Source organism: Streptomyces sp. NPDC012827, assembly GCF_042900905.1.
In the GTDB taxonomy this organism is placed as follows: Bacteria; Actinomycetota; Actinomycetes; order Streptomycetales; family Streptomycetaceae; genus Streptomyces; species Streptomyces gulbargensis.
Map to the genome: position 1 here is coordinate 97,620 of NZ_JBIBBY010000006.1, position 21,717 is coordinate 119,336.

16 protein-coding genes and 1 pseudogene are annotated in these 21,717 nt (G+C 73.4%); 6 read left to right on the forward strand and 11 right to left on the reverse strand.

All coding sequences use genetic code 11. The features are described 5' to 3' along the window. Positions 1–15: 15 nt before the first annotated feature. The 10 genes and pseudogenes from ACFY60_RS15150 to ACFY60_RS15195 all read right to left on the reverse strand — a co-directional run bounded on the left by ACFY60_RS15150 (position 16) and on the right by ACFY60_RS15195 (position 14,624). Positions 16–1,197 carry an NAD(P)/FAD-dependent oxidoreductase gene (locus ACFY60_RS15150; RefSeq protein ID WP_388615451.1) on the reverse strand — a complete coding sequence of 394 codons (1,182 nt, stop codon included), beginning with the start codon at positions 1,195–1,197 and terminating at the stop codon, positions 16–18. Between the two features lie 83 nt (positions 1,198–1,280). Then, complete coding sequence (locus tag ACFY60_RS15155) at positions 1,281–3,632, reverse strand: collagenase (protein ID WP_388615455.1); 2,352 nt, start codon at positions 3,630–3,632, stop codon at positions 1,281–1,283. A gap of 206 nt (positions 3,633–3,838) precedes the next feature. Continuing rightward, positions 3,839–5,590, reverse strand: a complete 1,752-nt coding sequence (locus ACFY60_RS15160; protein WP_388615458.1) for a BCCT family transporter — start codon at positions 5,588–5,590, stop codon at positions 3,839–3,841. 334 nt (positions 5,591–5,924) lie between these two features. Next, positions 5,925–6,815: a phosphatase PAP2 family protein gene (locus ACFY60_RS15165; RefSeq protein WP_388615461.1), complete on the reverse strand. Its 891-nt coding sequence runs from the start codon at positions 6,813–6,815 to the stop codon at positions 5,925–5,927. 106 nt (positions 6,816–6,921) lie between these two features. Next, positions 6,922–7,875 carry a YihY/virulence factor BrkB family protein gene (locus tag ACFY60_RS15170; protein WP_388615464.1) on the reverse strand — a complete coding sequence of 318 codons (954 nt, stop codon included), beginning with the start codon at positions 7,873–7,875 and terminating at the stop codon, positions 6,922–6,924. Between the two features lie 23 nt (positions 7,876–7,898). Next, positions 7,899–9,677, reverse strand: coding sequence for a diacylglycerol kinase family protein (locus tag ACFY60_RS15175; protein WP_388615467.1), 1,779 nt, complete (start codon positions 9,675–9,677; stop codon positions 7,899–7,901). 326 nt (positions 9,678–10,003) lie between these two features. Continuing rightward, a pseudogene (locus ACFY60_RS15180) lies at positions 10,004–10,483 on the reverse strand (IS5 family transposase); the annotation flags it as partial. A gap of 47 nt (positions 10,484–10,530) precedes the next feature. Beyond that, positions 10,531–12,096: an oxidoreductase gene (locus ACFY60_RS15185; RefSeq protein WP_388615469.1), complete on the reverse strand. Its 1,566-nt coding sequence runs from the start codon at positions 12,094–12,096 to the stop codon at positions 10,531–10,533. 87 nt (positions 12,097–12,183) lie between these two features. After that, positions 12,184–13,017: a DUF6042 family protein gene (locus ACFY60_RS15190; protein ID WP_388615472.1), complete on the reverse strand. Its 834-nt coding sequence runs from the start codon at positions 13,015–13,017 to the stop codon at positions 12,184–12,186. A gap of 128 nt (positions 13,018–13,145) precedes the next feature. Continuing rightward, entirely contained in the window at positions 13,146–14,624 is a 1,479-nt protein-coding gene (locus tag ACFY60_RS15195) for a glutamate-cysteine ligase family protein (RefSeq protein ID WP_388615476.1), read from the reverse strand. A 186-nt stretch (positions 14,625–14,810) separates the two neighbouring features. Here ACFY60_RS15195 and ACFY60_RS15200 point away from each other — a divergent pair, with 186 nt between their 5' ends. After that, complete coding sequence (locus tag ACFY60_RS15200) at positions 14,811–15,605, forward strand: VOC family protein (RefSeq protein ID WP_388615478.1); 795 nt, start codon at positions 14,811–14,813, stop codon at positions 15,603–15,605. A gap of 221 nt (positions 15,606–15,826) precedes the next feature. On the opposite strand, the gene ACFY60_RS15205 is transcribed toward ACFY60_RS15200, so the two are convergent. Then, positions 15,827–17,038, reverse strand: coding sequence for a S8 family serine peptidase (locus ACFY60_RS15205; protein WP_388615481.1), 1,212 nt, complete (start codon positions 17,036–17,038; stop codon positions 15,827–15,829). A 321-nt stretch (positions 17,039–17,359) separates the two neighbouring features. Here ACFY60_RS15205 and ACFY60_RS15210 point away from each other — a divergent pair, with 321 nt between their 5' ends. From ACFY60_RS15210 to ACFY60_RS15230, 5 genes are read left to right on the forward strand one after another with little or no spacing between them, the layout of a single operon-like run. Further along, positions 17,360–19,075: an ATP-binding protein gene (locus tag ACFY60_RS15210; RefSeq protein ID WP_388615484.1), complete on the forward strand. Its 1,716-nt coding sequence runs from the start codon at positions 17,360–17,362 to the stop codon at positions 19,073–19,075. Next, entirely contained in the window at positions 19,072–19,473 is a 402-nt protein-coding gene (locus ACFY60_RS15215) for a roadblock/LC7 domain-containing protein (RefSeq protein ID WP_309055242.1), read from the forward strand. The genes ACFY60_RS15210 and ACFY60_RS15215 overlap by 4 nt, the downstream gene beginning before the upstream one ends. Continuing rightward, positions 19,470–19,826 carry a DUF742 domain-containing protein gene (locus ACFY60_RS15220; RefSeq protein WP_388615487.1) on the forward strand — a complete coding sequence of 119 codons (357 nt, stop codon included), beginning with the start codon at positions 19,470–19,472 and terminating at the stop codon, positions 19,824–19,826. The genes ACFY60_RS15215 and ACFY60_RS15220 overlap by 4 nt, the downstream gene beginning before the upstream one ends. Then, positions 19,807–20,442 (forward strand): ATP/GTP-binding protein, encoded by a 636-nt coding sequence (locus ACFY60_RS15225; protein WP_388615490.1) that lies wholly within the window; start codon positions 19,807–19,809, stop codon positions 20,440–20,442. The genes ACFY60_RS15220 and ACFY60_RS15225 overlap by 20 nt, the downstream gene beginning before the upstream one ends. Beyond that, complete coding sequence (locus ACFY60_RS15230; protein ID WP_388615493.1) at positions 20,439–21,668, forward strand: cytochrome P450; 1,230 nt, start codon at positions 20,439–20,441, stop codon at positions 21,666–21,668. The genes ACFY60_RS15225 and ACFY60_RS15230 overlap by 4 nt, the downstream gene beginning before the upstream one ends. The last annotated feature ends 49 nt before the right edge of the window (positions 21,669–21,717 follow it).

Genomic DNA, 21,717 nt, shown 5'->3' on the forward strand with positions numbered 1-21,717 from the left:
CGGTACGGGCGCGGTTCAGGGCGTGCCGGCGGGGAACCGGTCGGGCCGGAAGGGGTGCGGGTCGAGGGGTGGCCGCGCGCCGGTGAGGCAGGCGGTGACGAGGAGCCCGGTCGCCGGGGCGAGTCCGATGCCGGCGCCCTCGTGCCCGCAGGCGTGCAGCAGGCCGGGGACGCGGGGGTCGGGTCCGATGGCCGGCAGGTGGTCGGGCAGGTAGGGGCGGAAGCCCGCGTACGTGCGCAGGGCGCGGGCGCCGGCGAGGACCGGGAAGAGGGCGGTGGCGCCGGCGGCGAGGCGGCGGAGGGCCTCGGTGGAGAGGGTGCGGTCGAAGCCGACGCGTTCCCTGCTGGCGCCGATGAGGACGGGTCCGGCCGGGGTGCCCTCGACGACCGCCGAGGTCTGGAGCGCGGCGGAGTCGCTGGCGACGTCGGCCACGTAATCGGCGGCGTACACCTTGTGCCGGACGAGCCGGGGCAGGGGTTCGGTGACGAGGACGAAGCCCCGGCGGGGCAGGACGGGCAGGTGGACGCCGGCGAGCCGGGCGAGTTCGCCGCCCCAGGTGCCGGCGGCGTTCACCACGTGAGGGGCGTGGAGGTCGCCGGCGGTGGTCCGGACGCCCCGGACGGCGCCGTCCGGGCCGGTGAGGACATCGGTGACCTCCGTGCCGAGCCGGAGGGTGATCCGCCCGCCTCCGGCGCGCAGCAGCCGGGCGGCGGCGAGGGCGGGCATCACCTGGGCGTCCTGGGGGTAGTGGACGCCGCCCGCGAGTCCGGGGGCGAGGTGCGGCTCCAGGTCGTGGAGCGCGTCGCCCGGGACGGCGCGGAGGGTGACGCCCGCCTTCTCCTGCCGGGCGGCGAAGGCGCGCAGGGCGTGCAGCCCGGTGTCGTCGGAGGCGACGACGAGGCCGCCCTTCGCCTCGTACTCGATGTCGTCCGGCAGGAGTTCGGCCAGCTCGGCCCACAACGTGGTGGAGAGCAGGGCGAGTTCGAGTTCCGGTCCGGGTTCCTTGTCGGAGACGAGGAGGTTTCCCTCGCCCGCTCCGGTGGTGCCTCCGGCGACGGCACCGCGGTCGACGACGGTGACGGTGAGGCCGGCGCGGGCGGCATGGAAGGCGCAGGCCGCGCCGACCACTCCGGCGCCGACGACGATGACGTCCGGGGCCTCCCGGGTGACGGACGGGGTCCGGCGCGTGGGTCTCACGGGTCTCGTGGGCACCTCAGTAATATTTCACATGGTACTGAGCTTGCCAAGGCCCTCGCGCCGGGGAGGGCGTGCGGGCGGCGTCAGCTGCGCAGCGGACCTTCGCAGCGGTAACTCGCCGTTCCCGCCCGCTTGTTCGCCCACACCTCCACCGGTCCGAAGCTGCAGTTCATGTCGGCCAGGTTGTTCGAGGCGGCGCCCGCCCGGTCGAGGATGAAACGGTCGACGGTCTCGGACATGTCGCGGAAGATCCGGTCCTGGTCGGCGGCGTCGGCCAGGTTGGCGGTGACGCGTCCGGTGCACACGAACCGGCGCTTGACGGGGTCACCGTTCTGCACGCACTCCGGGTTCATGTACGTGGCGGCGGCGAAGGACGACCTGACCGCACCGGGCTCCGCGTCGCGGAGCCGCTCGTTGGGCGTGTAGGTGGTGTCCGGAACGAACAGCTCGTCCACCTTGGCGATCTGTTCGTCGAGGAAGCGGTCGTAGCCGCGCTGCAGCACGGCGTCCGCGCCGAGCCGGGTGCGCCAGGCGTCGTAGGCCCGTACGTCGTCGGCGCGCAGGTGGGCGTACATCTCGCGCAGCAGGGAGGGGCGCTCGGTCCAGAGGTACTCGAAGAACGTGCCGGCGTAGCTGTAGAAGCGGAAGCCGTCGCCGTCGTAGGTGGCGTTGAGGATCTGGGGCAGGGTCATCCGGGGGCCGCCGCCGGCGGTGTCGGCGATCACGGAGCGGACGAGCGACCTGCGGACGGCGATCCCGTCGTCGCGTGTGGCGCCGGCGAAGAACTCGGCCGTGCCCTCGTCCATGAAGGTGGTGCGGTCGCCCTGGTACCAGGGCCCCTCGCCGAAGAACCCGGGCACGGCGAAGCGGCCGTTGAGGTAGTGCGTGTACTCGTGGCGGAACAGCTCCTCCAGCGTCAGCGAGGAGTCCTGCGGCACGCGGCGCTGGTACGTGTAGAAGGTGGCGCCGCGCTCGATGTAGATGCCGCCGTTGTCGGTGCCCATGCCGGTCAGGAGCGGGTGGTAGGTCTCGTAGTCGGCGCGCGAGGTGTAGAGGACGACGTTGAGGCTGCTGTGCGGGTCGCCGGCGAGCGGCCGCTCGGCGCCGAGGACACGGTGGAACTGCGCCCTGACCTGCTTGCTCGCGTAGTAGAGCTGGTCGACGGTGGCCCTGTCGAGTCCGGTGCGGACCTTCAGGGCGCCGTTGTCGTAGCTGTACGCGTGCGGGAACAGCTGCTTCTCGATGTCGGCCTTGCACACCCCGTACGGCGCGCAGGCCTCGTAGACGTTGAGCCAGGAGACGACCTTGGCCCAGGGTTCGCTGCCGCGGCCGAAGGTCTCCACGACAGGGGAGAGCAGGGGGCCGAGGTCGGCGACGACGGCGGTCCTCAGGCTGTCGATCTGGCCGAAGCGGCCGTACTCGCCGAGGGCGTCGCGGGCGACCCACTCGTTGGCGGTGTCCTTGAGGTGGGCGTGGCGGGCGAAGGCCCGGAAGGCCGCGCGGTAGGCCGGGTCGGCGGCGACGGCGGCATGGAAGGCGGTGTCGCGGTTGCCGGGGTAGGTGCCCAGATAGTTGACGGACAGGCCGGCGAGGGCCGCACCCGCCCAGGCGGGGTCGTGGTGCGTCGCGGGGTGCGCGGCGTCCATGGTGGCCAGGACCTTGGGGATCAGGCCGAGTTGGTGGTGGCGCAGGCCCGGCCCGCTCGCGGCGTGGAGGGCCTCGCGCAGGGTGTTCGCGTTGCTCTTCGTGGTGTCGAAGGTGCGGGCGGCGGCGCCGAGACCGGCGACCGCCTGGCGTATCGCCTGGGTGGTGGGCGCGTCGGTGGTGTCGATCTCGTCGCGTGAGAAGTCGTGGTAGGCGACCGCGTGGAGGTAGGTGAACATCTCCTCCAGGTGGGTGGAGTTGCGGCCGTCGTGGGTGGCGGCCAGGCCGGACGCCCGGTGGGAGACGGCCTGGACGTGGGCGTCGGACATCACGGGTGCGAGCCGGGCGTCCCAGCTCCAGACGAGGCCGCGCAGACAGCCGTCGGCCGTGACCGCCGGGTCGGCGAGGAAGTCGGCGAACGCCTCGGGCCCGAGGCGGGTGATCCCTTCGAGCGTGCAGGGCACGCCGGCGGTGGTACGGGGAGGAGCGGCCGTCCGGGCGGTCGCGGGGCTCGGCGCGGGGCCGGGCACCCGGCCCGCGGCGTGGCCGCCCGGCGCGGGCGCCGGTCCGAGCCCGCTGCGGGGCGCGGTGGCGAGGCGCTCGACCTCGTCGAAGGGATGGGAGCCGCGGAGCGCCGGCGTGGGCGCCGGGGCCGCGGACGCCTGCGCCCCCGGGGCGGGGCGGGCGTCCTGGTCCACCGGGGCGGCGGCCGTTCGGGCCGCGGAGGCGAGGAGGGTGGCGGTCACGGCCGAGGCGAGCAGGGCCGTGCGGGCACGTCTGCGGAGGGACAACAGAACTCCTGGGTGTGTGGGGGAATGCCCCGCGAGGGGGCGAGAACTGTCGCGGTACGCACGATGTTGACGAAGACACGTCACAGCGTGTGCGATGTAACATAGTAATGTGAAATTGCACTGACAACCCCTCAGGAGCCGTGCTCACAAGCGGAGTTGGCGGCACCGGTCGGCCGCCGCTCCGGAGAGAGGCGGCCGGGTAAGGGTCAGGAGCCGCCGGTGCCCGGGGTGGAACCGGAGTCGGCCGGCGAGGAGCCCGGGGGCCCGGATCCCGGGCGGGAGGCCGCACCCCCGGCGTCGGTGGCCGTGGCCCCGGAGGACCCGGGCCCGATCCGCAGCTCGAAGTCGCCGTCGTACCGCTGGTGCCCGGCGATCACGGCGAGTTCGACGGCCTCCTCGCCCATCTCCCCCCGCACGATGAGCGGATCGTGCCGCAGGTCCCGCATGAGCGCCACGCACATGCCGAGCATCACCAGGACGAACGGGGCCGCCACCAGGATGGTGAGGTTCTGCAGGCCGGCGAGGGCGTCACCCTGCCCGTCGCCGATGAGGAGCATGATGGCGGCGACCGCCCCGGTCACCACGCCCCAGAAGACCACCACCGGACGGGTGGGCTCGAAGGCGCCGCGCTGGGAGAGCGTCCCCATGACGATCGAGGCCGCGTCGGCGCCGGAGACGAAGAAGATCCCGACCAGCACCATCACGAGCAGGCTCATGGCCCCGGCGACCGGGAACTGCTGGAGCAGACCGAAGAGTTGCCCCTCCGGGGTGGTCTCCCCCGCCAGCTCGCCCTTCTCCCCCAGCCGCATCGCCGTACCGCCGAAGACGGCGAACCAGACCAGGCTGACGGAGCTCGGCACCAGGATGACCCCGCCGACGAACTGCCGGATCGTCCGCCCCCGGCTGATGCGGGCGATGAACATGCCGACGAACGGGGTCCAGGAGATCCACCACGCCCAGTAGAAGACGGTCCAGCTGCCCAGCCAGGCGTGGATGTTCTCGCCGCTCGTCGCCTCCGTCCGGCCCGCCAGCTGCGGAAGGTCGCCGAGGTAGGCGGCGAGGGAGGTGGGCAGCAGGTCGAGCACGATGACGGTGGGGCCCGCGACGAAGACGAAGACGGCGAGGACCGCCGCGAGGACCATGTTGGTGTTGGAGAGCCACTGGATGCCCTTCTCCACCCCGGAGACCGCGGAGAGGACGAAGGCCAGGGTCAGGACGCCGATGATGGCCACGAGGAGTCCGGTGCCCGCCTTCTCCATCCACCCCAGCTCCCTGAAGCCGCTGCCGATCTGGAGCGCGCCCAGACCGAGCGAGGCGGCGGAGCCGAAGAGGGTGGCGAAGATGGCCAGGATGTCGATGAACCGGCCGGGACCGCCGTACGCCCGCCGCTCGCCCATGAGCGGCACGAAGACGGCGCTGATGGTCTGGCGCCGTCGGCGGCGGAAGGTGGAGTACGCGATGGCGAGCCCGACGACCGCGTAGATCGCCCACGGGTGCAGGGTCCAGTGGAAGAGGGTCGTGGCCATCGCGGTCTCCATCCGCTCGGCCGAGTCGGCGGGGCGGGTGCCGGGCGGCGGGGTGCCGTAGTGCGCCAGCGGCTCGCTCACTCCGTAGAACATCAGCCCGATGCCCATGCCGGCGCTGAACATCATCGCGACCCACGACACGGTGCGGAACTCGGGCCCCTCGTCCTCCTGACCCAGGGTGATCCGGCCGTACCGGCTGACGGCCAGCCACAGCGCGAAGACGACGAAGCCGGAGGCGGCCAGCATGAACGCCCATCCGCCGTTGCGGATGAGCCCGTCGAGGAGGTCTCCCGAGACCCGCTCCAGGGCGCCCGTGGCGGTGGCCCCCCACACGACGAAGGCCACGGTGAGCACGGCCGTGACACCGAACACGATCCGGTCGGTCCGCGCCCGCCGGTGGCTCTCGGGGAGACCGGGAAGGTCGGCGGTCACCACCCGCCCCCAGTCCCCGCCCGGCGTCCGGCCCCTGAACCGGTGCTCCCGTTCGCCACCCCCGCCCTTCCGGCCGGGCCGGCCAGCGCCCGCACCGCCTCCGTCCGGGTCCCGCTCTCCCTGTACCACCTCTGCACCTTTCGCCGCTCATACGGGAAAAATCCCGTGTGTCCGGTAAGGCACTACCACAGGCGGCGCCGAACCCGGCGGACATCAGGGCCGCGCGGCCCGACGTCTCCCCGGCCGCCGGCCGCGGAGACGGCCGGACACCCCCTAGGTACGGGACTCCAGTTCGTTGATCAGCCAGGTGTCCACCAGCCCCGCAGGCCGTGGTTCAGACTGCTCGGCGGCCTCGGCTTCGGTCTCGTTCTCTGCGGTCACCGGTGCGCCTTCCACGATCGGGAGCCTCATGGGAACGACCGACGGGCCCCCCGTCGGAGCTTTGGCGCAGGCCGATGTCGGGTTCGGGAGAGGTGGAGCGGAGTTCGGGTTCCAGGCCCTCTTCCGCCGGGTCGGTGCGCCGTAGGCCGGTGTCTGCCCGCCACGACTCGAAGGCGAGGGTGGTCGCCGTGACCACGGCCAGTCCGAGCAGCCAGCCCCCGACGACATCGCTTACCCAGTGCACGCCGAGGGCGACGCGGGTGAAGCCGACGCCGACCACACTGATCGCCGCCAGGGCCCAGGCCAGGAGCCGCCGGGACGGCGGGACCAGCGGGAGCAGGACAAGCAGCAGCACGGCGCAGGAGGTGGTGGCCGTCATGGCGTGGCCGGACGGGAAAGAGAAGCCGGGTGCGTGGGAGACGGGGTCCGGCAGGTGCGGGCGCGCTCGCTCCACGACGTTCTTGACCAGCACGCCGATCAGCCCGCCGGCCGTGGCCGTGACGCCGGCCCAGGACGCCAGCCTCCAGGCCCGGCGGGTCAGGAGCCAGATCACCAGGGCGGCCACCAGCAGGCGCATCGTCACCGGGTCCCACACGACACCGGTGAGGAACTCCAGAAGCCGTACCAGCACCGGGCGGGCGAGGGCGGCCCGGTGCATCCCCTCCGCGGTCTCCCGGTCGAGTCGGTGCAGCGGCGGCCACCCGGACTCGACGAGCACGAGGGCGAGGGTGAAGGGCACCGCCGCCACGGCCGTGGCCGCCACCGCCAGCACCAGTCTCCGGCCGAAGGCCGCGTCGGGCCCGCCGCGTCGGGACAGGAGTGCCCGGATATGGCGCTGTGCCATGGGGCGCAGCCTCCCCTCGGAATCGGGATCGGGAACGGGAACGGTTTGGGGACCTGGGGTGAGGGCTGGGTCTGAGTCTGGAACGGGAACGGCGGCGGTGCATACGTCAGACGCCCGGGTCCCGGCTGACGGGTTCCCTCGTGCCGGCGCGTACGGCCTCCAACTGGGCTGCGAAGGAAAGGCCGAGGAAGAGGGCGAGCGAGGTGAGGTAGGACCACAGCAGCAGCGACATGACGGCGCTCAGCGGTCCGTACACACTGGTGAAGGAGCTGCTCGCGCCGACGTACAGGCTCAAGGCCCAGGTCGCCGTCAGCCAGAGCAGCAGGTGCACGACGGCGCCGAACGCGAGCCAGGTGTAGCCGGGCTGGTCACGGCGCGGCGAGAGACGGAAGATCGCGCTGGTGGCCAGCACGGCCAGCAGGATGCCGACTGGCACGCGCAGCAGGCCCCAGGCCCGGGTGGCGGCCGGGTCCAGGCCGTAGACCTCCGCGAAGGCGTGGGTCAGGTCGGCGCCGAGCACGATGAGGACGAAGCTCAGCCCCAGCGGGAGTCCGGCCAGGACGGCCATGACCAGGCCGCGGAAGTACTTGTGCAGGAACGGCCGGTCGCGTTCGTTGCCGTAGATGCGGTTGGCGCCGCGCTCGACCTGGCACAGGCCGGTCGTGACGTTCGTGACCGAGAACAGCAGGCCCAGCCACAGGGCGGCCTGGCCGCCCTCGCCGGCGTGCCGCCGGCTCTGGGCCAGCGCCTCGTCGACCATCTCCTGGCTCGGTCCGCTGGCGAGCCGACTGATCGTCAGCTCGGCGACGCGTCCGATGCCCTCCGTGTGCAACACCCCGGACAGGCCGATCGCGGCGATGGCCAGCGGCACGAGGGACAGGACGGTCTGGAGGGCGAGTGCGCGAGAGTGGCTGAAGCCGTCCGCATAGCGGAAGCGTACGAAGGAGTCCCGGGCCAGGCGCCAGCCGCCGTAGCGGCGCAGCGAGGCCCACGCCTCGTCGCCGGACAGTTCTTCGCCCCGCACGTCACGTTGCTGCGGCACCCGGGTCGCGGTTCCCATCGGTTTCCTGACTGTGTGGTGGATCAGCGGCCTGCGGTGCGAGCAGCCCGGAGGGGGGCGGGCGCCCGCGCGTCGGCGGGCGGCCCCGTGGCGGCTCCCGCCCGCCGGAGCGCGGGCGTCCGGACGTCTGCGGGCGAGGGCCGGGGGGCTGCGGGGTGCCGGGGCAGCCGGAGGCGCAGGGCGGCCGGCTCGACGGCGGCGGTCAGCCGGGCACCGTCGGGCAGGGTCTCGCCGTCGAGTTCCCGGGCGCGGGGCCGCGCGAAGCGGATGTCGATGCGAGTGGCGCTGAAGTACTCCAGTGCACCGCCGGCGACGGGGCCGTCCGTGGCGGCGGGGGTGCGGCGCAGCGGACGGCCGGCGATGTGGGCGGCGGCGGCCAGCCACCCGGCCGGGCCCTGCGGGTCGAACAGGACGAGTTGCAGGTGCCCGCTGTCCGGCCGAGCCCGCGGCAGCAGACGCAGACCTGCCTGGAGCGTGCCGACGTTGCCGATGACAGCCATCCGGGCCTGCCGCCGGATCCGGCGGCCTCCGTCGAGTCGCACCGTCAGCCGCATGCGGGGCTCCGTCAGATGCCGGGTGGCGGCCAAGGCGTATGCCGGCCAGCCCAGGCTGGCCTTGAGGGCGGGAGAGGCGTCGCGGATCATGGCGGCGTCGAAGCCGGCGCCCGCCATGACCGTGAACAGCGTCGGTGCCAGGCCGTCGCCCCAGGCCCGTCCGGTGTCGATGTCGAAGTACCCGCCGTCCAGGGCCGCTTCGAGGGCCCTGTCCGGGTCCGAGGGGAGGCCCAGGTTGCGGGCGAGGAGGTTGCCGGTGCCGCAGGGTACGAGCGCGAGCGGGACGCCGGATCCGGCGACCACCTCGGCGCAGGCGCGTACGGTGCCGTCGCCGCCGCAGGCCACGACCAGGTCGGCGCCGTCGGTGGCGAGCTCCGCGGCGAGGTCGCCGCAGGGCCGGTTCGGGCCGGTGGAGATCCACCGCTGGTCGGTGAGGCCGTGCCGGAGGAGGGTGGCTTGGACGCGCGCGGCCAGCTCGTCGGGACAGGCATGGGGATGGCGGACCACCACGGCCCGGCCGCCATCCTGTCGCGCGGCCTCGGCGGTGACGGGACCGGGGACGTCGCCGGACTCGGCGGTGTAGGGGCCAGGGACGCGGCGGCCGGCAAGGAAGACCGATCCGAGCACGAGGAGCGTGAGGGTTCCGTTGAGCAGGCCGGCCACCACGTCGGAGGGATGGTGCATGCCCCGGTACATCCGGGACAGCCCGACCACCGGCGGCACCAGCAGCAGGATCCCGGCCGCGAGGTACCGCCAGCGGCTGCGGGTCCGGGTCAGGGCGAGGACGGCCAGTCCTCCGTACAGGGCGAGGGACGCGCCGACGTGGCCAGAGGGAAAACTGGAGGTGGGCGGGGCTCCGTCCAGCCGCGGGACGTCGGGGCGGGGCCGGTCCACGACGGCCGCGACCAAGAGGAAGACGGCCGACTGCACCGCGACCGATCCGCCCAGGAACAGTGCCTCGGACCAGCGTCGGGTGGGCGGCAGCAGCAGCGCGAGGACGCACAGCAGGGTCACTCCGACCACGGCCGGGGTGTCGGCGAGCACGGACAGCCAGCGCGAGATTCGGTCGGCGGGCGGCCCCCGGTGCGCGGCGAGTACGCGGACGAATGTGTCGTCCGGGGCGAGGAGTCCGCCGACCGCGACCACGCGGGTGATCAGCAGTCCCAGCGCCGCCATCACGAGGGTCTGTACGGCCACGAGCCACAGGAGCCGTTTTCGTCTTGCGGTCCCGCCGCTGTCGGTCGTCATGGGCTCCTTGTTGCCTGCCGCGGCCCGATGATGCTCCCGCCACCGGGTCCGCGGCCAAGCCGTGCCCGAGATCAGGGGGCCGGGGCCCAGGGCATCCCTTCGGTGCGGCGGAGGACCGGTCTGCTTCGCCCAGGCGGTGCCGCAGGCATGCGGGAGGATTCTGCGGCGTCAAGGACGTGCCACCAGATCGATTCCACCGCCGCACGCCCTCCTCGCTGACGCCCGTCCGCGCGGTCTCAACGCCCGAACGTCTCTGGTCGAACAACTTGGCCGCCCGCAGACGCCTGGCCTCGGTTGACGCGGACTACCGTGTGTCCGGAAAGCCATGGGAGCCAGAGCCACAGGCAGGCGAGGGAGACCATGGCCTGGAAATGGACAGCGTTTGGCGTAGCGGGTGGCCAGGGCCGGGTTCTGCTTGAGCCGGCTGAAGCAGCCCTCGACGACATTGCGCCGCCGGTAGGAGGCCCGGTCCAAGCGGCGGAGTGTCTCGCCGCGGCGGATGCTGGTCGATCCGCTCCGGAATCGTCGCGGCGATGCCGCGCCGACGCAGATGGGCGCGGATCTTGCGGGCCGAGTAGCCCCTGTCCGCGACCACCCGCTCGGGCCGGGTCCGGGGCCTGCCCGGTCCCGGGCGGGCGACGCGGAGCCGGTCCATGACCGCCTCGAACTGGGTTCAGTCGTTGACGGTCCCGCCGGTCAGGGTGGAGGCGAGGGGGCCGGCCACGGCCGTCACAGGTCATGTGAATCGTGCTGGTCAGCCCGCCGCGCGACCGGCCGAGCGCCTCGCCCTCCCAGAGACAGCCCTTGACCTCGACTGTGATCACGCTTTCGTCGCTCATGCCGATGAGAACGGCTAGTTCCGTTGCAAGGTGCGCGTGACGCCGGCGATGACGGCGGTCGTGAGGACCCAGCCGAAGGCGATCAGGAGGTAGGCCAGTCCCTGGAGAGCGCCGTCGGTCCAGTACCAGGCCGTGCGCTGGCCCAGGCCGCCGATGGGGACCAGGAGGTCGAGGGTGTAGACGAGGGGCTGGAACGGGGCCCCTTCACCCGGTTTGACCGGCTTGGGGGAAGCCGTACGGAAGGACAGGGTGCCCAGCAGGGTCAGCGCGAGGAGCCAGACGCCGGCCAGCCAGGGGCGGTATCCGTAGCCGACGGTCACGTCGAGGAGATGGCCCCACGCGCGGGACGCCACCGGCAGGGTGCGGCGGCGGTGTCGCTGCTTGGCGAGGAGGACACGGCGTGCGTCGTCGTCGTGCCCGGCCTTGCGGTACCAGGCCGCGACCTGTTCGTACGGCTGCGGGTTGTACCCGGGGCTGCTGCGTATCCAGGCCAGGCGCCGGGCCACCGATCCGCGGCCTCCCACGGCCTCGTGGCGTTCTCCGTCCGCGTCCGCCGTCATGACGGAGCCGTAGACGAGACCGTCCAGCCGCACCCGCTCCGGCCAGCTGTGTTCGTTCTCGTGGAGGTACGCGACCTGGGCGCCCCGCAGGTCGAGGGTGCCGCCCGGGGGCCGGGCGAAGGTGAGGTCGAGGTCCACGGCCTGCAGGTGCGTGGCGACGAGGGCCGGGGCGTCTCCGTCGCCCCCGGCCGGGCCGCCGAGGACGGCACCGGTGAAGGTGACGGCGTCCGTGACCTGGGCACCTCGGAGTCGTACCGTGCCGTGCGCGGTGAACCCTTCGGAGAAGGCGAGCGAGGAGGCCCGGGCGTTGTCGAGGACGAGGGCAGCTCCGCGCGGGCCACCGCCCTCGAGCCGGGCGCCCTGCATGACGAGGGTGCCCGGCAACTGGGCTCCCACGAGTCGGACTTCTCCCTGGGCGACGAATCCGTTCCGGCAGAAGACGCCTCCCTCCATGGCCAGGCCGCCGGCCGAGAGGGCCCATCCGCCGGGTGCGAGCAGGCGGGCCCCGTTGAGGAGCAGGGCGCCGGACACGCGGGCGTCGGTGAGCGACAGGGCGGTGGTCACGGGGCTGAAGGGCGTGGGGGCGCCGCTCTCCACGACGGCGTGCCGCAGGGACAAGGTGCCCTCGACGCGGGCCGCGTCGGCCTCGACGCCGGGGATCCGGCTGCCGGTGAACACCAGGGTCCGGGTCGACGCGCCGAGAAGACTCACCGGCTCGTCGAACCAGCAGGTCTCCAGCCACAGGGAGTGGGTCAGTTCCGCGCCGGACAGGTCGAGGCGGCCGGAAATGCGGGCTCCGGTGAGTCTCAGGCGCGCCACCACACCCGGGTGCTCCGAGGGGGCGCCCAGGAGCAGCGCGGCGATCACCCCCGCCCGTACGGTCCGTTCGGGTCCCCACCGTCCGCCGTCGAGGACCCGGTCCTCCTCGGGCGTCCCCGTCCGCAGGTCCACCCGCCGGCCCTCGGGGAACGCGTCCCACAGTGCGCGCTCCGGCGCGGTCAACTCATCGTAGGAATGCACCCGTGCAGCGTAGGGATCTTCCTCCGGCCGCGCACCGCCCCGTCGTCGGTTCCGGGCCGGCCGGGTACGCCCTCCCGGCGGGGCGCGTCACACCCTGTGCACGTGGACGCGGTGGGCGTGGAAGTGGTCCCAGTCCGGGACGAGGTGGAAGCGCTCGTGGGACGCGAGGTCGCCGGGGGCGGTGCCGACGCGGGGCAGGCCGCGTTCCAGGCGGGCGTCGCCGGCGTCGACGAGCCGCTGGAGTCCGCCGCGGACCTTGTCCTCGGTCAGGTCGAGCGCGCGGGCGAGGCGGTCGATGGAGGTGAAGACCTCGGCGGGGTGGCCGAGGCCGTCCGTGAGGTGGGCGACGAGGGCCCGCTCGGCCGGGGCCACCGCCTGGTCGTGCCGGAGCGCGCCGAGGCGGGCGCGCAGGTCGTCGGGCAGGGGGAGGACGTCCTCCGGGAGGGGCAGTCGCTCGGGCATGACCCAGACGCCGTCCTGGCGCGACGCGATGCCCAGCGCCGTCATGGTCTCGGCGAGGCCGCGCACCGTGGTGGGCAGGGGCAGGCCCGCGGCGCGCAGGGCCTCCTCGCAGGCGACGCGGGACGCCTCGGCCTCCGCGCGGATCCCGGCCTCCTCCTCGGCGGGGTCCTCGCCGTCCTCGCCCAGCCCATCGAGCTCGTCGGGCTCCAGCCAGCGCACGGGCGCGTCGAGGCTTCCCCCGAGCCGGTCGAGCAGCCCGTCGGCGCCGACCTGGCCGGCCACCTCCTGGAGGGTGCCGGTCAGGCCCCGCCGTACGGCCGTGCTGAGGAAGAGGGCGAGCAGGAACGACTGGTGCTTGGGCAGAACGAAGATCCACCCGGACTCGAACCAGTCGGGGTGCAGGAAGACGCCGGACGACAGGTCGTCCGGCGCCCCGGCGGTGGCGGCGTGTGCGGTCATGGTGAGCCCCTCCTGTGCGGTGCGCGGCGCGGCCGTCGGCACCGGCGCGGTCGTCACCGTAGGACCGCTGAAGCATGCGTATGGCATATTCGGCGCCCGTCCGCCCGAACGGGTGACGCGGGGCGCGGTCAGTCGACCGGCCAGGTGTGCACGGGGGCGTTCAGATGCATGAAGTCGATGTACTGGCGCGTCATACGCCGCAGGGCCTCGTGCCGGCCGGCGTGGACGGCGTCGTGGAGGTGATGGAACATCTCCGTCTGCCAGACGGCGCCGTTCCGGCCGGTGACGCACCGCTGCTCGATGATCCCGAGGAGCGGTTCCCGCCAGGCCGTGTCCAGGCCGAGCTGTTCCAGACCGCGGTGGGCGAGCGGCAGGAGGCGCCGCAGGACCAGTTCGGTCACCGGCACCTGGCCGGTGCCGGGCCAGTACAGCTCGGCGTCGATTCCGTGGCGCGCCGCGACGTGCAGGTTGTCGGCCGCGGCGGCGAAGGACATCCGCGACCAGACGGGCCGGTCCTCCTCGGCGAGGGCGTGGACCAGGCCGTAGTAGAAGGCGCCGTTGGACAGCACGTCGGCGACGGTGGGGCCGGCGGGCAGCACCCGGTTCTCCACCCGCAGGTGCGGGACGCCGTCGACCACCGCGTAGACGGGGCGGTTCCAGCGGTAGACCGTGCCGTTGTGGAGGGTGAGTTCGGCGAGGGCGGGGGTCCGGCCGTCGTCGAGGGCCCGGCGGGGATCCTCGTCGTCGCAGAGGGGCAGCAGGGCGGGGAAGTACCGCGTGTTCTCCTCGAAGAGATCGAAGACGCTGGTGATCCACCGCTCGCCGAACCAGACGCGGGGCCGGACGCCCTGCTCCTTGAACTCGTGCGGGCGGGTGTCCGTGGCCTGTTCGAACAGCGGCAGGCGCGTCTCGCGCCACAGTTCCCGCCCGAAGAGGAAGGGGGAGTTCGCGGCGAGCGCCACCTGGACGCCCGCCACGGCCTGGGCGGCGTTCCAGTGGGCCGCGAACTCCTCGGGCGCGACCTGGAGGTGGAACTGGGTGCTGGTGCAGGCCGCCTCCGGGGTGATCGTGTCCGCGTAGGTACGGAGCCGCTCCACACCGTCCACGGCGATCAGCAGGTCCTCGCCGCGGGCGGCGAAGATCTGCTCGTCGAGCAGGCGGTAGCGGGGGTTCTCGGAGAGCGCCGCGGCGCCCACGTCCTTCAGTTCCAGCGTCGGCAGGATGCCGATCATGACGAGGTGCGTGCCGAGGGCGGCGGCCTTCTCCTCGGCGTGGTCGAGCGCCGCCCGGATCTCGCGCTCCCAGGAGTCGGGTCCCCCCTCGGTGAGCCGCCGGGGCGCGATGTTGATCTCCAGGTTGAACCGTCCCAGCTCGCTCGACCAGGCGGGGTCGGCCATGGCCTCCAGGACGTCGGCGCTCCGCATGGCGGGTTCGGCCCGGTCGTCCACCAGGTTCAGCTCGATCTCCAGACCGACCTGCGGCCGCTCGGCGTCGAAGCGTGACTCGCGCAGCATGCGGGCGAGGACGTCCAGGCAGGCGTGGGTCTTGTCCCGGAACCGGCGGCGGTCGTCCCGTGTGAACTCCCGCGCCGGGACGTCACGTCCCATTCGGTCCTCCCGTGTCGTCGGCACGGACCTCTCCTCAGCGTGCCACTCCGCGTCCGTACCGACCAGCGCTGCGCCCTCCCCCGGCCGGGGCCGCGCGTCACCCCGGTGGGGGCGGGCCGGCGGGCGGATGTCAGTGGCGGGTGTCACGCTGGGTGCACCTACGGTCCGCGGAAGGGAACCCACACCGTGATCACCACCGACTTCGCACCCGGTTCACCCTGCTGGCTCGATCTGGGCGCGCCGGACGTCTCCGCCGCGGCGGCGTTCTACGGCGCCGTGCTCGGCTGGGACTACGAGGCCATGGCGGAAGGGGAGGAGGAGGGCGGTGTGTTCCGGAAGGACGGGAAGACCGTCGCCGGACTGGGCCGGCTCACCGAGGAAGGCGCCCGTTCGGCCTGGATGATCTACTTCACCGTCACCGACGCGGACGCCACCACCCGGGCCGTCGAGCAGGGCGGCGGCGCCGTGCGGGTGCGGCCGAGGGATCTCGGCGACTGGGGGCGCATGGCGCAGTTCAACGACCCGCTGGGCGGGCAGTTCGCGGTCTGGCAGCCGGGGACGAACAAGGGCGTCGAGCTGGTGGACGCGCCCGGCTCGCTCTCCTGGACCGAGTTGTACACGAGCGACGCGGCGGCCTCCAAGGAGTTCTACGGCACGGTCCTCGGCTGGCGGTTCGACGACGTGGAGCTGCCGGGCGGCGGGGGCACGTACGCGCTGGTCACTCCGGCGAGCCTGCCCGACGAGCGGATGCACGGCGGTGTGATGCAGCTTCCCAAGGAGCATCTCGTCCTGACCCACGGGCGGCCCTACTGGCACCCGGTTTTCGACGTGACGGACTGCGACACCGCCGTCGCCCGGGTCACCGACCACGGCGGCAGCCTGCAGATGGGCCCGGAGGACGCGGAAGGAGTCGGCCGGCTCGCCGTCTGCGTCGATCCGGCGGGGGCGGACTTCGTCCTGCTCACCCCGTCCGGGCGCTGAGACCGGCGGGGACCCGGGCGTCCCGCCGCGGCCGTCGCGGGACGCGGAACGGCCCGCCGCGGCCCCTCGGGGGGCGCGGCGGGCCGTCGTGGCACGGAGCCGGCCGGTCGTCCGGTGCCGGTGGCGCCGTGCCGGTGGTGGGGGGCACGGTGTCCGCCGGTCGTGCGGCGCGGTCGGCTCCGTCCGGGGCGTGCGCGTGCCGGTGGTGCGGGCGCGGGTGGTTACTCGACGATCTTCAGGAGCTTGTTGGCGGTGCCGGGGCTCGCGTTGCCGATCTTGTCGGCGGTGGCTCCGCCGACGAGGGCCGCGGCGACCTGGGCCGGGGTGGCGTCCGGGTGGCCGGCGAGGTAGACGGCGGCGGCGCCGACGACGTGCGGGGTGGCCATCGACGTACCGGAGATGGTCTTGGTGCCGGTGTCGCTGTCGTTCCAGGTGGAGGTGATCTCCGAGCCGGGGGCGTACAGGTCGACGACGGAGCCGAAGTTGGAGAAGTCGGACTGCTGGTCGTCCTTGGTGGAGGAGGCCACGGTGATGGCCTCCGGCACGCGGGACGGGGAGCCCTGGCCGGCGTCGGCGGACTCGTTGCCGGCGGCGACACCGAAGGTGACACCGGCGGCTATGGCCTTCTTCACCGCCTCGTCGAGGGCCGGGTCTGCGCTGCCGCCGAGGCTCATGTTGGCGACGGACGGGCCCTGGTGGTTGCGGGTGACCCAGTCGATGCCGGCGACGACCTGCTCGGTGGTGCCCGAGCCGTTGTCGTCCAGGACGCGCACGCCGACGATCTTGGCCTTCTTGGCGATGCCGTGGGTGGCACCGGCGATGGTGCCGGCGACGTGGGTGCCGTGGCCGTTGCCGTCCTGGGCGGTGTTGTCGTTGTCGATGGCGTCGAAGCCGTCCGAGGCGCGGCCGCCGAAGTCCTGGTGGCTCACGCGGACGCCGGTGTCGATGACGTAGGCGGTGACCCCCTCACCGGCGTTGTCGGGGTACGTGTACTTCCGGTCGCCCGCGGTGTCGGCCTGGTCGACGCGGTCCAGCCCCCAGGACGGCGGGTTCTCCTGCGTGGCCTTGATGCTGAAGATCCGGTTCTGGACGACCTTGGCGACCGCCGGATCGGCGGCGAGCCGCTTGGCCTCCGTCTCCGTCAGGTTGTTGACGGAGAAGCCGTTGACGCGCGAGTCGTAGCTGCGGCGCAGGGTGCCGCCGTACTCCTGGGCGAGCCGGCTCTTGCCGGCCTTGTCGGTGGTCTCGTCGAGCAGCACGACATAGCTGCCGGCCACGGCGTTCGGGGCGCCGAGCCCGAACACGGTGCCTTCGGCGGGCGCGGGAGCCGCACCCGCGAACGGGCCGACGGCCACGGTCACTCCGGCCGCCGCGGCGATCGCGGTCGTAACGGCGAGGGCGCGGAAACGGCGCGGACGCTTGTGAGTTGTCATCGAGAGGGGTCTCCTCATCAGGGTTTGTGGGGGGTTGAACCACCGGGCGGAAGCGCTCCGGCGGCTTGTTCGAAACCCTGACTGATTGACGAGTGCAAATCAAAGGGCCTTCACAGGGCTATGACCTTTTGTGCAAGGTTTCTTGATAACTCGGCAGCGGACGGCGACCGTGGCCCCGACGGGCGATCAGAAAGTGTCGACAGGGTGCAAGAACATGCGCACCACTGAACAGTGATCCGATCGGGAGAGTTCCGAACTGATCAAGAGCGCCTCTATAGTGCGAGCGCGAACCCTTACCAGCGCCCGCTTGAGAGTCGGTTGATGTCGGCGTCCTCCACCCCCTTCCGCCCTGCCCTGACCGCCTCTCTGCTGACGGCCGCCGCGGGAGGAGCCCTCGCGGCCGCGGCGGTGTCGGCCGCGCCGGCCGGGGTCAGGCCCGCGCTCGGCTGGTTCGCCGTCTGCGGCGTCGTCCTGCTGTCGGCCGCCGCCTTCGCCGTCACCTGGTACGGGCGCACGGCGCGCACGCTCGCGAGGAAGGCCGAGCGGCTCGCCGCGCAGGTCGCCTCCCAGGACGCGTACGCCGCCCAGCGGACCACCGCCGCCGAACGCGAGCTCGCCGCCCTGAAGGAGCGTCACGAGGCGGAGACGGCCGCCGCGACCGCCGCGCACGCGGCACGTGTGGAGGAGCTCCTCCGCTCCCACGAGGCCGAGCGGGAGCGGATCACCGCCGGCCTCGGGGCCGAGACCGAGCGGCTCCGGGACCGGCTCCGCCGCGCCGAGTCCGCCCGCTCCGCCGCCATGGCCGCCGCCGCGAACGCCGCCGGACGCATGCAGGCGCTGGCCACGAGCATGATGGCCGACCTGCGGGAGATGGAGCACCGGCACGCCGACGAGGACGTCCTCACCGACCTGCTGCACCTCGACCACCGCACCGCCCAGGCGGGCCGGCTCGCCGACTCCGTCGCGGTGCTCACCGGCGCCCGGTCCGGCCGGCGCTGGGCACGCCCGATCGTCATGGAGTCGATCCTGCGCGGCGCCATGGGCCGCATCGCCGGATACCAGCGCGTACGGCTCCACTCGCACTGCGAGGCCGCGGTCGCCGGGCACGCGGCCGAGGGCGTCATGCACGCGCTCGCCGAACTCCTCGACAACGCCGCCAACTTCTCGCCTCCCACGGCCGAGGTGCACGTGTACGTGGAGGAGGTGCCGGCGGGCGTCGTCGTGACCGTCGAGGACAGCGGCCTGCGGATGAGCGACGTGCAGCTGCGCCGGGCGGAAGCCGCCGTCGGGGCGGCGGCGCAGGACCTGGCCGGCCTCTCGGGCACCCGCCTCGGCCTCCACGTGGTCGGCCGGCTGGCCCGCAAGCACCACCTCACCGTGTCGTTCCGCCCCTCGGCGCGCGGCGGCACCGGTGTCGTCCTGATGATCCCGCAGGAGCTCATCAGCCGCTCCCCCGAGGCCGCCGCCGCCCCGGCGGGCGGGGCCCCGCTGCCCGTGGCCGGCGGTGGCGCGCGAGCCCTTCCCTCCCCCCGGGCCACCCCTGCGGCGCCGGATCCGGAGCCCCGGCACGAGGCCCCTCGGGACTCCCCCGCGGCGCGGGCCGGCGGCGGTACGGGAGAGCCGGACCCGGACGGAACGGATGAGGCACCCCTCCCCCGCCGGCGGCGCGGCCGGACACTCGCCGCGCACCTCAAGCACGCCGAGCCGTCCCCCACCCCGGCCCGGGACGCGGCTCCCCGGACCGGCGGGGCGGCCAGGACCTCCGCCCGCTTCGGCGGCTTCCACCGCGCCGTACGGGGAACGGTCCCGGCCCCGGACGACGACCGTCCCGAGCCGGCCGGAGCCCCGGAGACACCAGTCGTCCCGGAGGCCTCACAGGCCCCGCAGGACGTCGAGGCCCCACAGGCCCCCGCCGCCCCCGAGACCTCCTCGGCCCCGTCCGCTCCCCCTGCTCCCCCTGTTCCCTCCGCCGCGACGGCCGCACCGACCACGCCGCCGTCCTCGAACCCCCCGTATCCGGAAGGCAGTCCCGCATGACCGGCACCACCACCGACGAGAAGCTGAGCTGGCTCCTGGAGGGGCTGCTGGAACGCACCCCGGGAACCCGGCACGCCCTGGTGCTCTCCCGCGACGGCCTCAAGCTCTGCCGTACGCCCGGGCTCTCCGTCGACCAGGCCGACCAGCTCGCCGCCATCGCCGCCGGCATCCAGAGCCTCTCGCACGGGGCCTCGGTCGAGTTCGGCGACGGCACCGGCGGGGTCCGCTCCGCCATGGCCGAGTTCTACGGCGGCATCCTCTTCATCGTCGAGGCCGGCGAGGGCGCCCACCTCGCCCTGATCGCGGACGAGGACGCCGACGCCGGCCTCGTCGGGCACAACATGACCGAGCTGGTCGAGCAGCTGGGCGAGCACCTCGTCGCGAGGCCCCGGGGATGAGCCGCGTCAGGCCGGGTCGCGACGAGTCCCCCGACCGGCTCTACACCCTCACCGGAGGCCGCACCCGCGCCGGCTCCACCGCGTTCGACCTGGTGACGCTGATCGTCGCCGAGAGCGACCCGGTCCCCGGCATGCAGTCCGAGCACGCCGCGATCCTGCGCATGTGCCGCTATCCGACGGCCGTGGTGGAGGTCGCGGCGGGCCTCGGGCTGCCCGTCTCGATCACCCGCATCCTCCTGGCCGACCTGCACGACACGGGCCGGATCAGCGCACGGCACCCGCGCCCCGCCCCGTACCGCCTTCCCGATCACGACATCCTGGAGCAGGTGCTCGTTGGACTCCGAAACCTCTGAACAGCGGCAGCCGCCGCGCCAGGACCGGCACCTCAGCAGCACCGCCGACAACGGGCTGAAGATCGTCGTCACCGGCGGCTTCGGCGTCGGCAAGACGACACTGGTCCGGTCGGTCAGCGAGATCCGCCCGCTGAACACCGAGGAGACCATGTCGCAGGCGGGCGAGCACGTCGACGACACCGCCGGCATCACCGCCAAGACGGCCACCACCGTCGCCTTCGACTTCGGCCGGATCTCGCTCGACGCGCACAACGTCCTGTACCTGTTCGGCGCGCCGGGCCAGGAGCGGTTCTGGTTCCTGTGGGACCGGCTGTTCTCCGGGACGCTCGGCGCCGTCGTGCTCGTCGACACGCGGCGGCTCGCCGACTCCTGGTACGCCGTGGACCGTCTGGAACACCACGGCACCCCGTTCGTCGTCGCCTGCAACGACTTCGGCGGCCCCGCGTACACCGCCGCCCAGATCCGCGAGGCCCTCGACCTCGCCGACGAGGTCCCGCTGGTCTTCTGCGACGCCCGGTCGCGCGAGTCCAGCAAGCAGGTCCTGATCTCGCTGGTCGAGCACCTGCGGACCGTCGTCGCCTCGGAACCACAGCCGATCCCGGAGCCCACCCCGTGACCCACCCCGCGTCCGCGCCCGTCCCGCTGAGCGGCCCCCGCTTCCACACCGAGCCGCTGGAGCTGTACCGGCGGATCCGGCGGGAGCACGGAGCCGTCGCGCCCGTGCTGCTCGACGGCGACGTCCCCGCCTGGCTGGTCCTGGGCTACCGCGAGCTGCACCAGGTCACCAGCGACCCGGTCCTCTTCTCGCGCGACTCCGACCTGTGGAACCAGTGGGACTCCATCCCGGCGGACTGGCCGCTGCTGCCGATGATCGGCCGCAAGCAGCCGTCGATCCTCTACACCGTCGGCGAGCGGCACCGCGAGCGGGCCGGTGTCGTCTCCGGCGCCCTGGAGGCCGTCGACCCCTTCGTGCTGCGGCAGCTCGCCGAGCGGTACGCGGACGAGCTCATCGACGCGCTGTGCGGCAAGGGGGCCTGCGACCTCATCGCCGAGTACGCCGTGCTGCTGCCGGTCCGTGTCCTCGCGGCGCTCTACGGTTTTGCCGACGAGCAGGGCCCGGGCCTGGTCACCGCCATGAACGGCATGATCAACGGCGGCGCGGGCGCCCTCGACGGCCAGCGCCACCTCGCGGAGTCGATGGGTGCGCTGCTCGCCGCCAAGGCCGCGAGCCCCGGCGACGACGTCGCCTCGCGGATGCTGGGCAACACGGCCGGGTTCACCGTCGAGGAGGTCGCCCAGGACCTCATGGTGATGATGGCCGCCGGACACCAGCCCACCGCCGACTGGATCGGCAACTCGCTGCGCCTGATGCTCACCGACGACCGGTTCGCCGCCTCCCTCTCCGGCGGCCGGCACAGCGTCGGCGAGGCGATGAACGAGGTCCTGTGGGAGGACACGCCGACGCAGAACGTCGCCGGCCGGTGGGCGTCGCGCGACACCCGTCTCGGCGGACGCCGGATCGCACAGGGCGACCTGCTGCTGCTCGGCCTGGCCGCCGCCAACGCCGATCCGCACGTACGGGCCGACGCCGGGGCCTTCACCGGCGGCAACAACGCCCACCTCTCCTTCGGCCACGGCGAGCACCGCTGCCCGTTCCCCGCGCAGGAGGTCGCCGAGACCATCGCCCGGACCGGCATCGAAGTGCTGCTCGACCGGCTGCCGGACGTGGACCTCGCCGTACCGGAGGACAGCCTGACCCGCCGGCCCTCGCCCTGGCTACGGGGCCTGACCGCGCTGCCCGTGACGTACACCCCGACCCCTGCCCTGGGAGGCCTCTCGTGAGCTGCCCGTTCGACCCCGCCGCGTCCGGTGCCGCCGGTGAGACCGGTGG